This is a genomic window from Mesorhizobium sp. M0701 (assembly GCF_040320365.1).
Lineage (GTDB): Bacteria > Pseudomonadota > Alphaproteobacteria > Rhizobiales > Rhizobiaceae > Mesorhizobium.
The window spans coordinates 22,886-35,162 of the sequence record NZ_JAMYPO010000021.1 but is presented as its reverse complement, the minus strand read 5'-3'; the positions used below and the strand labels follow the sequence as shown (position 1 = coordinate 35,162).

Genomic DNA, 12,277 nt, shown 5'->3' with positions numbered 1-12,277 from the left:
TGGAGTGCCGGACAAGAAACTGCGCCTCGATCGCGACCGCATCGCGATCAACCAGATCACCACCAATGCCCTTACCTTGACGCAGGCAGCCGAAGCATACGCCGCTGCAGGCATCAAGGGCATTACGCCGTGGCGCGACAAGGTGGAGGCTGTTGGCGTCGCCGCGGCCCGGCAAGCAATCGCCGACAACGGGCTGACCGTGACCGGCTTCTGCGTGGCCGGCCTGTTCACGCGTGACGGCAAGGGCGCACGAACCGCGCGCATCGACGACGCCAGGCGCGCCATCGATATCGCCGCGGAGCTCGGCTCGCCGTCCATTGTGACCGCGGTCGGCGGCCTGCTGCCGGATTCGAAATCGCTCGCCGAGGCGCGATCCTTCGCCTTCGATTGTCTGGCCGAGACGCTGGAACATGCGCGCCGCGCCGGTGTCGTCATGGCGCTCGAGCCGTTGCATCCGATATATGCGCCCGACTGGTCGGTGATCACCCGGCTAGCCGACGCCAACGCCTGGTGCGACAGGCTGGGGGACGGCATCGGCCTCGCCCTGGATGCTTATCACGTCTGGTGGGACAGCGATCTCTGGCAAGGGATAGAAGAAGCGGGCAAGCGCAACAGGCTCACAACTTTCCACATTTCCGACTGGAAGATGCAGACCGAGAGCCTTCTTTGGGATCGCGGCATACCGGGCGAAGGCGTGATCGATCTGAAGGCCATCTACGAAGCGATGTCGAAGGCCGGGTTTGGCGGCTGGGTGGAGGTCGAGATATTTTCGGAACGGCACTCGGCACGCCCCGCCGCGGCCCTTATCGAGGACATCGTTGCGGGGTGTCTGAATACTATGTAGCTATCAGTATCGACGCGAGTATCTCGGAATCTCGCCGATATCGCAACAGGAACCGGTGTGTCAAACGCCACGGTGGACCACAAGATTGGCGTGGGAAACGACAATCAACTCGCTGGTGTCTCACCTTGGGCATGGCGATCCAACATGTGTTTACGCTACCAAATTGTCGCTTGGAAAGACAGCCTCGTGATACAGCCCAGCCGCTGCGCGCCATCTGCGTTCTGCCTCAAAACAGATGCAGCTTGGGTGCATGCCTTGTCCACTGCGGAAGAAACCTTTGCCAACTTTCCAGCCCCGACGTTGAGAAGAAGCGCTATGTGAAGGTGGCCGGTAGCCCAATGACGAGTGCGGTTGGACGTTATTGTAGTGCTGGCGCCAACCGGGGATGACGACCTTTGGCTCCGCGACGAACCGCTCAATGGCGAGATGCTTTACATGCTTGAGGAGGTCGGGCCGGTCTCGTGGCACAAACGCATCCGATCGAACTTGGTGGCGATCCGCCGGATAGCTCGGCGCATGCTCTCTCGCGACGGGTCGACCTCACCGAAGAAGCGAACCTTTCCCTCCCGGCCGGCGTCCGCAATCGCGATGGCTTCAGCTTCGCGACATCGATGCCGACAAATGCTTCCCTATAATCTGGCCAGGCTCATCCTCCCCTGAAGAGGATCGGCTCGGCCCGTCCGAGCAACCCTCGGACGCGCAGCGTAGGGCGCGAGCCACCACATCGACAGAGGTGGACATCCTCGGCGGCCCTTACAGGTTTCTGCACGATCCGCGCCTTCTCGTCCGGCAGCCATTCCCGCCGCCGACCGGAACCGGTGAACACCTCGAAACGGCGCGCGGGCTCCAGAGCGCTGGGTTAACGCAGTCACCTTCCGTGCATGCGGGTGACATCAGTCAACATATGAACACTCCGTCGATATCACCCAACGTCATTTTGGGTCAGACACTGATCAACCCCTGGGTCCCAAAGGAAATTGAACGACCTCTACACGAATATCCCCCGGGATGAGAATAAACGCTGCACGGGTTGTGTCGGCCAACGTAAATGGCCCCTCAATTATTTTGGCACCCAAATCAACGACCCGACTAATATCTTCGTCAAACGCGTTGGTCTCCATGCAAAAATGATCAATGCCATAGTGGCCGACCTTTTGTGCCGCTTCGAGTACTTCTCCAGTTCTCTCATTAGAGACATATACTAGCACTGAATCACTACTCGTTTTGCAGCGAATCAACCGGTCTCCTACGGCGCGGTACTCGTCTGTTAAGATGGTATATCCGAACGCTAAGACTAACCAGTCAGCGACTTCCCGTGGCTCCTTTGCCCGGAGATGTATATGGTGCAGAAACATTGCATTCCTCATAAGTAACTGCTTTAAATTTTTCTAAATCTCAGACCTCCGAGATTGTTCCCGGAAGTGCCTTCAGTACACAAAGACGCCCAAAGGCAGGCTAAGCTCGGCCTTTATGGCTTTGGAAGAGCAATTGGTGTCTGGAAAGTTTATTAATTTAGCGCCAGACCCAATATGCCTACTTGGAGGTGAAACGACTTCTTGTATGCCACTTTTATCGGGCGCACTGCTCGGTGCACACTTCCGTCTTGCGCCATGTCGAGTGCTCGATCCTTCTCTCTCGAGCGTTTCGGCGCAATATCCGGTTTCTCGACACGAGCAACGATCAGGGCCAACTTCGGAAGCGATTTCGAAACCGCGTTGGATGAGGCCACCTATTTCGCAGCGCGAAAGAACACGCGTTCATCACGTCTGATTTCGCACCGCCGATGGCGGCACTACCTGGCGGTGGCTCACCGTCACCACCTTAGAAGCAGACGTCGCGCATTCCTTCCATTGAAGCTGCGGTATACCAAGTGTCAAAACGTGCCCGGGTATCGACCACCATCTAGCAAGAGATTCTGTCCAGTGATGTAGCCAGCATGTTGGCTGGCAAGATAAAGGCAAGCGGCGCCGAGTTCTTCTGGCTGACCGAATCGTTTCGCTGGAATGCCGCTTAAGCGGTCCGAGCGAGCTTGATCAACGGTGATCTCCTGACGCTTCGCCAATTCGCGAAAACCCTCGTGAAGGCGATCGGTCTCAAAGAATCCCGGCAGAAGATTGTTGACAGTAACACCATCGCCAATAACTTCGCGGGCAAGTCCGGCGACGAACCCCGTAAGGCCGGTGCGTGCGCCGTTGGTCAGATCAAACCCAGGCACAGCGCCTTTGGTTGCGCTAGATGTTACGTTAATGATACGCCCCCACTTGCGGGAAGTCATTCCGTCAATCACGCGCTTGATCATGTCGATGTGGGTCAACATCGCCATGTTAAGTCCTTCGTCCCAATCTTGGCGAGTAAAATTTCGGAAGGATCCTACCTTGGGTCCGCCAGCGTTCGTAACAAGGATATCGGGATCTGGGCACGCGGAAACAAGTTCGTCGCGGCCGGCATCGGTGGTAACATCGCTCGCGACAATTGTGACCGAGCCTTTGCCAAGGCGGCGGATATCCTCCGCAGCCGAGTTGAGGCGCTCTAGCCCGCGTCCGTTTATTGTTACATCCACTCCCTCACCGGCGAGAGCCATCGCGCACGCACGTCCCAAACCCGCGCTGCCTGCGCAAATAATTGCCTTCTTTCCTTCAAGACCCATATCCATCCGTTTATTCCTCCATTTGCAGAGCAGACTTGCGACACCATTAGTAATACTGATAGTACCAATACCGGCACTAGATATCCATCGCTTTGACGATTTCCTCGGTCATCTTCTTGGCGTCGCCGAGCAGCATCATGGTGCCGTCCTTGTAGAACAGCGTGTTGTCGATGCCGGCATAGCCGGAGCCGAGCGAGCGCTTGACGAACAGGCAGGTGCGGGCCTTGTCGACGTCGAGGATCGGCATGCCGTAGATCGGCGACGACTTGTCGTCACGCGCCGACGGGTTGGTGACGTCGTTGGCGCCGATGACATAGGCGACATCGGCCTGCGCGAACTCGGAATTGATGTCTTCCAGCTCGAACACCTCGTCATAGGGCACGTTGGCCTCGGCGAGCAGCACGTTCATGTGGCCGGGCATGCGGCCGGCCACGGGGTGGATGGCGTATTTGACGTCGACGCCATTGGCCTTCAGCTTGTCGGCCATTTCGCGCAATGCGTGCTGCGCCTGGGCGACCGCCATGCCATAGCCGGGCACGATGATGACCTTCTGCGCGTTCATCATCAGATAGGCGGCGTCGTCGGCCGAGCCCTGCTTGACCGTGCGCTCGATGCCGTCGTCGGCTTGAGCTGCCGTCTCGCCGCCGAAGCCGCCGAGGATGACCGAGATGAAGCTTCGGTTCATGCCCTTGCACATGATGTAGGACAGGATCGCGCCGGACGAGCCGACCAGCGCGCCGGTGATGATCAGCGCCAGATTGCCGAGCGTGAAGCCGAGTGCCGCCGCCGCCCAGCCGGAATAGGAATTCAGCATCGACACGACGACCGGCATGTCGGCGCCGCCGATCGGGATGATGAGCAGGATGCCGAGGACCAGCGACGCGGCGACGATGAGCCAAAACACCAGCTTGGCCTCGGTGGTGACCAGAAGCACGATCAGCACGATGAGTGCCACGCCAAGCGCGGCGTTTATGAAGTGGCGACCGCCGATCATGATCGGCTTGCCGGACATGCGGCCGTCGAGCTTGAGGAAGGCGATGACCGAGCCGGTGAAGGTGATGGCGCCGATGGCGACGCCAAGGCTCATCTCGATCAGGGCCTGGGCATGGATGTCGCCATCCGTGCCGATGCCAAAGCTTTCCGGCGCGTAGATGGCCGCGGCCGCCACCATGACGGCGGCAAGGCCGACCAGCGAGTGGAAGGCGGCGACCAATTGCGGCATCGAGGTCATGGCGATGCGGCGCGCTGTGACGGCGCCGACACCGCCGCCAATGGCAAGACCGAGCACGATCAGGCCGAAGCGGCCCGCCGACGGGGTTGCCAGCGCCAATGTGGTGGCGATGGCGATGCCCATACCGATCATGCCGTATAGATTGCCCTGGCGGCTGGTGGTCGGATGCGACAGGCCACGCAGCGCCATGATGAACAGGACGCCGGAAACCAGATAGAGGAAGGACGCGAAGTTGGCGTTCATGGCGCTCTACTTGTCCTTCTTCTTGTACATGGCCAGCATGCGCTGGGTGACGAGGAAGCCGCCGAAGATGTTGACCGACACCAGCATCAGCGCGACGAAGCCGAAGCCCGCGGCGATGCCGGAGGCCGCGATACCGACGGCAAGCAGCGCGCCGACGACGATGACCGAGGAGATGGCGTTGGTGACGGCCATCAGCGGCGTGTGCAAAGCGGGGGTCACCGACCAGACGACATAATAGCCGACGAAGATCGCCAGCACGAAGATGGCGAAACGGAAAACGAAGGGATCGATGGCACCGCCGGACAAAGCGTGCGCGGCATCACCCGCCGCCTCGGCGCCGCCGGGCGCGGTCGCCATATTCTGCACCGCCAGCCGAACGGCGGCGGAGGCCTGGTCGAGCTGGTCGAGGGCTTTCTGCAGGGTCTGATCCATCACGCAATGCCTTTCGACTTCGACGAAGGCGACTTGGACGCGGCTGCCTTCTTGGGAGCGACCTTCTTCGGTTTGGCCGAAGCGTCGGCGACCATGGTCTTGGCCGGAATTGCCGCCGGCTCGACATATTGGCCCTTTGGCGGCTGCTGGTCGGCCTTGGCGAAGGCCGGGTGCACGATCTTGCCGCCATCGGTCAGCATCGTCGCCTTGACCAGATCGTCGTCGCGATTGATGGCAAGCGTCTTGGTCGTCTTGTCCACCAGCGTCTCGACGAAGGCGAACAGGTTCCTGGCGTAAAGCAGCGATGCCGACGCCGCGACGCGGCCGGGTACATTGAGATGGCCGACGATCTTGACGTTGTTGGCCGTGGTGACGACCTTGCCGGCTTCTGCCCCCTCGATGTTGCCGCCGCGCTCAACCGCCAGGTCGACGAGCACCGAACCCGGTTTCATCGAGGCGACCATCGCCGCCGAGACCAGCTTCGGCGCCGGCCGGCCGGGGATCAGCGCCGTGGTGATGACGATGTCCTGCTTGGCGATATGCTCTGATGTGAGTGCCGCCTGCTTGGCCTGGTATTCCTTCGACATTTCCTTGGCGTAGCCGCCGGCCGTTTCGGCAGCCTTGAACTCCTCATCCTCGACCGCGAGGAACTTTGCGCCGAGCGAGGCGACCTGTTCCTTGGCGGCGGGGCGAACGTCGGTGGCAGTGACGACCGCACCAAGCCGGCGCGCGGTGGCGATCGCCTGCAGGCCGGCAACGCCGACGCCCATGATGAAGACCTTTGCCGCGGGCACCGTGCCTGCCGCAGTCATCATCATCGGCAATGCCCGGTCATATTCCGAAGCGCCGTCGATCACCGCCTGATAGCCGGCGAGGTTGGCCTGCGAGGAGAGGACGTCCATCGACTGGGCTCTGGAGATGCGCGGCATGAACTCCATCGCGAAGGCGGTCACGCCCGCGCCGGCCATTGCCGCCACGGCCGCGTCGTTGCCATACGGGTCCATCGTCGCGATGATCGCGGCGCCACGCTTGTAGCCTTTGATCTCGCCCTCCGTCGGACGCCTCACCTTCAGCACGACATCCGCTCGCGCGGCATCCTTCACGTCGCCGATCGTTGCACCAGCCTTAGCGAAATCCTCATCGAGAATGCGGGACAAAAACCCCGCCCCCGCCTCGGCCACGACCTTGAAGCCTAGCGCAATCAATCGCTTCACCGTATCCGGTGAGCCCGAAACACGGGGCTCGTTCGGTGAAATTTCCTTCGGGATAAAAAGTATTAAACTCACAGAAAACTCCGCGCCCGACACGTCAAAGCAAAGCATTAGGGAATATTGGCTATGTGATAGCAGTTGGACGCCGCCTCTTATCCGGCCAGTTACCTGGATAGAGCCGATCGACTTAAGTTTACTAGGTCAAGGATTCCAATCGCTGGTTCGACCTCGAACGTCCGCGCGATCTCTTAAGCCGGGCTTCAACTCCACTCCGATGCCCGGCTTTTCGAGCGGAGAGATAAAACCGCCAGCAAGCTCGGGCAAGTCCTCTACCAACTCAGTATACCATCCGTGGTAGAACGCTCTCACTACCTCTTGAGTAAGAGCATTGGGTGACGCAGCACAAAGATGAACACAAGCGGCCAATTGAACCGGGCCGCTACAATCATGGGGCGCGAATGGAAGGTTGTACGCTTCAGTCATGCTGACAACCTTCCGCGCTTCTGAAATCCCCCCCGACCAACCTAAGTCAGCGATCACCACATCCGTCGCTTCCTGCTCCAGAAGCTCTCGAAACGACCAGCGAGTTGCTAAAGTCTCACTCGCTGCGGTCCAAGCCGGCGCGTTCTCGCGGAATTGACGTAGGGCGTTGATATTATTAGGTTTAATTGGATCCTCGAACCAGTACGGACGCAGAGGCGCAACAGCGTTAGCGATCTTGAGAGCGGCCGGCAGCTGCCAAAGACCATGCATCTCCAAGAAGATCTCGATTTTATCTCCTACGCGCTCTCTAATTTTCTCGAGTGTGACCATCCCCTTTTTGAGATCGGCGACAGAGATGTCGGTGCCCCTCGTTTTCTCAGCCGCGAAATCAAACGGCCATACTTTCATCCCAAAGTATCCCTCGTCTATAAGGCTTTCGGCGACTTCATCTGCGCGCGTGAGGAATCCCTCCAAATCTTCGTAAGGGCCTTCATTGCCGTTGATGCCCCAGTTGTCTGTCCCCCACGTAGGACGTGATCGGACATATCGATAACCTGCGCATGTATTATAAGCCCTAAGTTTTGGATTAACCAAACCGCCAAGAAGTTGATATAGTGGTTGACCCGTGACCTTTCCAAATATGTCCCAAAGCGCAATATCAAATGCCGACGCGCCGCGAATTTCGGCCCCAGAGGATTTGTAGCCAACATAGTTGTTCAACAACGTGTGTGAATGAGCTTCAATCCGCAATGCATCCTTTCCGAGCATTTGAGGAGCCAGAGTCTCGTGCACATATGATTGCACGGCTTCTGAGCCAAAATACGTTTCACCAAGGCCAACAATACCACCCTCCGTATGGACCATTATCCACGAAACGTTTGGGAATTCGCCAAGGCTCATTGTCTCAATTTTTGTAATCTTCACGGGGCCCGCCCTACTTACAAAATGAAAAAGTTTTGCGCGATCAAACGAGGTGCGCCACCGCAACACGCGACCTCATTTAATATGATCAATATGATTTTTAGAATTTGGCGTCAACCCCGCCAGACGCGTTCACTGATCATCCATAGCGAGGGGAGAAAGCGGTTGATTTCCGCGCGCCAATTCCACCACAACAGCTGCTTGTCCGATTAGTATTACGAATGTCTTGACGACCCCGCACGGTTTAGCTAAGTTCTAGCAATCACGGATGATGAGCGCGTTGATGCCAATCAACTCACGATTCCGCAGGTCCAGCGCAGAGGAACTTTCGTGCGTTCAACCTTCGACGGCGGCCTTTTTGATGGGCGTAGCGTGTTGGTAGTTGGCGCTACTAGCGGCATCGGTGAAGCTTGTGCGGCTGCTTTTGGAAACTTGGGTGCGAGCGTCTTAGGTACTGGCGCAACTGGACTTGAATGCGACAAAGCTCGACTTCGATCATCGCATTCGAATATCCGGTTTGACGTCTTAGACATCAGGGATCCCGCTGCGGTAGATGCGCTAGTCCGCAACCTTCAGCAAATTGATGTTGTGATCAATGCCGCGGGCATTATAAGGCGCGACGACGAACACAGCCCTGAGGTTTTCGATCACGTCATTGACATCAATCTCAATGGCGCCATGCGCGTTTGCGCTGCGGCGCACCTGAAATTGAGCAAATCAGCTGGCTCAATAATTAACATCGCCTCAATGCTGAGCTTCTTTGGATCAGGTCGTGCGCCTGCATACAGTGCGTCCAAAGGTGGAATTTCACAGCTTACGAAAAGCCTTGCAGTGGCCTGGGCTGGTGAAGGCATCAGGGTAAATGCGGTAGCGCCGGGCTGGATTGCGACGCCACTTACGCAGGCACTGCAGGATGATCCAATCCGAAATACTCCGCTCATGGCAAGAACCCCCATGGGACGATGGGGAACGCCCGGCGAGGTTGCAGATTGCGTAACGTTCCTTGCTTCGCCTGCTGCTAGATATGTTACGGGCTCGGTACTGATCGTGGACGGTGGATACTTGATCGCATAACATGGATGAATCAATGTTAATCGATGATACTACGTCGAACCTGAAGTGGGCTCCCTATCGCCACGCACAGCCAAACGAATCCCCTCCTGAACTCGTCATTACCAATGTACTTCCTAAGGACGACCGGATTTGGGTTCCCGTTGAAGAGAATGTGTGGTTTCGCCCACTCCTTCTATGCGCTTCCCGCGGGTACTGGGTGAATTTGCTGAAGGTAAAAAAGTCAGGCGTATTGTCAAGACACAAACATCCCATGCCTGTTCATGCCTATGTCCTCAAAGGTGAATGGCGATACTTAGAACATGACTGGATTGCTACAGCGGGTTCGTACGCGTATGAGGCTCCAGGAGAGACCCACACATTGGTAGTAGACCCTCATATCGAGGAAATGATAACTCTATTCCAAGTTAACGGCGCGATGATCTACGTTGATCCAGACGGAAATTGTCAAGGCTACGACGATGTTTTCACCAGAATTGACAAATGCCGATCCTATTACCAGTCAAATGGTTTGGGCGCTTCCTTTGTCGACCAGTTTATTCGCTGACGCACTTATTGCGCTTGTGATATCTAAAACTGGAAGCTGACGGATCTGGCGGTTTTTTCGATCGTTTGCGTTAGCTAGACGTGCGAGCTATTTCTCTCAATCGCCAATACTTATCTGCCCGTCATCGTTCGATGTATCGTAAATACTCTATCGTTTTCCACCTATCCAAAGGACATCTGCGATGAAGAAGAAACTTGTTTTGATGGGAGACCTTTCTCAGAGTTACGGTTCGACGATTGAGCACGAAGTTAGTGAAACATGGGAACTGGTATCTGTAGATGCAACCGGCGGGGGCGCACTGATGTCTGCGGATGCGATTGTTACTATGATCTTTAATGGCTCCCACAGTGCTGGACCCAGACTAAAGATGATTCAGGTGCCAGCGATAGGCGTCGATGGCATTGACTTCGACGCGGTCCCGATTGGCACAACCGTTTGCAATGCGGGAACGCACGAAATTGGATGCGCAGAATATGTGCTTCTCGGAATGCTGGAGTGGGCCATTCGGCTTTCTGAGGCGGACAAGCAAGTTCGCAAAGGAGATTGGAGCCGTTCAGCGCGCTTTGGGGGCATTCCGAGCGGCGAGCTTTTCGGCAAAAGCCTTTTAATTGTTGGCCTGGGCGGCATCGGGCGCGCAATCGCAGAACGTGCAAGTGCTTTTGGAATGAAAGTGACAGCTGTCAATCGATCGAAGGTCGGTAACATTAATGGCGTGGAAACAGTCTATCCACTTAGCGAGCTGCAAAACGTAGTCGGGAAGGCGGATTTCGTTGCTGTATCGTGTGCACTAACGGAGGAAACCCGCGGACTGATCAGCAGGTCAGTTATCTCCTGCATGGGGAAGGACGCTGTCCTTATCAACGTCGCTCGGGGAGATCTAGTTGACGAAGAAGCCCTTTGGGAAAGTCTGACTAATAAGAGAATTGGCGGAGCAATCTTGGATGTTTGGTGGCGCAATCCGTCGGCTGTAGACGATGCGACCCCGCCTTCTAACTTTCATTTTGAACAATTAGATAGCGTTATCATGAGCCCGCACATCGCTGGATGGACGGAAGGAACGCGTGAGAGGAGAGGCAAAATTATAGTCGAGAATCTCAGGCGCATGATCGCGGGAGAAACACTCTCGCACATTGTGAAATCTTCCTGACGAGAGAGAACGACGATTGTCTCAAGTATCATTACTTGGCCATTGCCCATGCTGAGACCAAGGCCCGGTCGCAACTTTGTATGTCTAGAGTTAACGGCCCAGGTATTCTGGAGGCATTTGTTTTATCGTGTCCGTGGCCAGCCCCTGCGATGATGATGACGACGATCGCCAGATGGTGACAATCTGGCTGCCGTATTGACCGACGGGATCGATGCCGTGGAGTCCGCCTGCCAGGAAGCGGCGTTGCCGCGGAACCTCCCCTGCGAGGGCAGGCTTGATCTTTCTCGATGGGAGAACCCCCGGCTGCTGTCTTCGGGCGGGAGGAGACGTTCTGTCGAGCCGCCTGCGCTACCCATATTACCAAAATCCGACAGGCCTACGCGGCCGCTCCGGGCGCTTCTGGACTGTCGTTCTATACTCTATCAGGTGACGACACTCTCTAAGAGAGCGGACATTTTGCCGTCCCCAGGTTTGGTTACCGAGCTCGACGCTATGCGGTGGAAGAGTTTGACTTATGGACCATACTGTCGCAATTGATTCACCTATTGCGGCGTGGAACGTGGAGTTAGTCGTTGGCTCCCCAGTTAGGTCTGAGAATGATTTTTCGTGGTTCGAGACGCCCGCGCAAACGAGGTGCCTTGTTGAGGCAATACGATGATTCAGCTCTTGATTGCGCTGGGATTCTTATAGAATTTGCCACATGATCACATACATGGACCACGATAATGGAAACAAATCGCTGCACGACCGTGTGGTTCGGGTAATAGGCGCTCGCATCGTCCGGGGTAACCTGAAAGAGGGTGACAAGATTGACTCGGACGGAACGCTTGCTCGGGAGTTTGGTGCAAGCAGAACAGCCATGCGAGAAGCTGTGCGTGTGCTCACAGACAAGGGGCTGGTTGAATCGCGACCACGATTAGGCACCAGAGTCCGAAGTTCTGAGCATTGGAACTACTTGGATGTCGATATTTTGAGTTGGCATCAATGGAGCGATGATCGGCAGTGGGTTCAGGATCTCCTAGAGATGCGTCGCCTAATCGAACCGAAAGCTGCCGCCATTGCAGCGAGCCGCGGGAGTGTAGAGACATTTGCGCGGATGCGCGGCGCGCTCGATACAATGGCGAGCTGTGCAGTTTCAGGTTCATTGGAAGAGGCCGTATTCGCTGATATTGCGTTCCACAAGGAAATCTTAGCGGCAACGAGGAACAATATGATTTCAAGCCTTCACTACGCGATCTCAGCCTCCCTACGCGTCACACTCACTGAGACAAAGAGAGATTTGTTACAATCATCGCTCCCCGCGCATTACAAGGTGCTTTCGGCCATTGAGAGTCGTAATCCTGACGCGGCATACCGTGCCATGGAAGATCTTATTCAACACGCGGCGGACGACCTTTTGGGCCAATCGTCTCAATGACCCGTTGACGGGCTATCAATTTAAAACACGCTGAGATGCTGTCGAGCCCATCCGTGTAGCGCGAACTGGCCACAAAGTGGTCG

10 protein-coding genes and 1 pseudogene are annotated in these 12,277 nt (G+C 56.6%); 5 read left to right on the top strand and 6 right to left on the bottom strand.

The genetic code is table 11. From position 1 onward, the window contains the following. The first annotated feature begins 4 nt into the window (after positions 1-4). The gene (locus NKI24_RS19960) at positions 5-844 is read left to right on the top strand and encodes a sugar phosphate isomerase/epimerase family protein (protein WP_352747667.1); all 840 of its coding nucleotides are present in this window, start codon (positions 5-7) and stop codon (positions 842-844) included. Positions 845-1,153: 309 nt separating this feature from the next. Here the strand turns inward: NKI24_RS19960 and NKI24_RS19955 are convergent. The 6 genes and pseudogenes from NKI24_RS19955 to NKI24_RS19930 form a co-directional block, all read right to left on the bottom strand. Further along, positions 1,154-1,252, bottom strand: a pseudogene (locus NKI24_RS19955) (integrase core domain-containing protein); the annotation flags it as partial. 1,465 nt (positions 1,253-2,717) lie between these two features. Next, entirely contained in the window at positions 2,718-3,497 is a 780-nt protein-coding gene (locus NKI24_RS19950; protein WP_352747664.1) for an SDR family oxidoreductase, read from the bottom strand. Between the two features lie 70 nt (positions 3,498-3,567). After that, entirely contained in the window at positions 3,568-4,965 is a 1,398-nt protein-coding gene (locus NKI24_RS19945) for an NAD(P)(+) transhydrogenase (Re/Si-specific) subunit beta (RefSeq protein ID WP_352747662.1), read from the bottom strand. 6 nt (positions 4,966-4,971) lie between these two features. Then, the gene (locus NKI24_RS19940) at positions 4,972-5,397 is read right to left on the bottom strand and encodes a proton-translocating transhydrogenase family protein (RefSeq protein ID WP_091581083.1); all 426 of its coding nucleotides are present in this window, start codon (positions 5,395-5,397) and stop codon (positions 4,972-4,974) included. Then, positions 5,397-6,719 (bottom strand): Re/Si-specific NAD(P)(+) transhydrogenase subunit alpha, encoded by a 1,323-nt coding sequence (locus tag NKI24_RS19935; protein WP_502901476.1) that lies wholly within the window; start codon positions 6,717-6,719, stop codon positions 5,397-5,399. Before NKI24_RS19935 ends, NKI24_RS19940 begins: the two co-directional genes overlap by 1 nt. 90 nt (positions 6,720-6,809) lie before the next feature. Beyond that, a complete protein-coding gene (locus NKI24_RS19930; RefSeq protein WP_352747655.1) occupies positions 6,810-8,015 on the bottom strand; it encodes a mandelate racemase/muconate lactonizing enzyme family protein in 1,206 nt (401 codons plus the stop codon). A 327-nt stretch (positions 8,016-8,342) separates the two neighbouring features. On the opposite strand from NKI24_RS19930, the gene NKI24_RS19925 reads away from it, so the two are divergent. The 4 genes from NKI24_RS19925 to NKI24_RS19910 all read left to right on the top strand — a co-directional run bounded on the left by NKI24_RS19925 (position 8,343) and on the right by NKI24_RS19910 (position 12,194). Then, positions 8,343-9,086 (top strand): SDR family NAD(P)-dependent oxidoreductase, encoded by a 744-nt coding sequence (locus tag NKI24_RS19925; RefSeq protein WP_352747653.1) that lies wholly within the window; start codon positions 8,343-8,345, stop codon positions 9,084-9,086. A 13-nt stretch (positions 9,087-9,099) separates the two neighbouring features. Further along, positions 9,100-9,630, top strand: coding sequence for a 2,4'-dihydroxyacetophenone dioxygenase family protein (locus NKI24_RS19920; RefSeq protein ID WP_352747650.1), 531 nt, complete (start codon positions 9,100-9,102; stop codon positions 9,628-9,630). A 181-nt stretch (positions 9,631-9,811) separates the two neighbouring features. After that, positions 9,812-10,777 carry a 2-hydroxyacid dehydrogenase gene (locus NKI24_RS19915; RefSeq protein ID WP_352747647.1) on the top strand — a complete coding sequence of 322 codons (966 nt, stop codon included), beginning with the start codon at positions 9,812-9,814 and terminating at the stop codon, positions 10,775-10,777. Between the two features lie 712 nt (positions 10,778-11,489). Next, positions 11,490-12,194, top strand: coding sequence for a FadR/GntR family transcriptional regulator (locus tag NKI24_RS19910; RefSeq protein ID WP_352747645.1), 705 nt, complete (start codon positions 11,490-11,492; stop codon positions 12,192-12,194). The last annotated feature ends 83 nt before the right edge of the window (positions 12,195-12,277 follow it).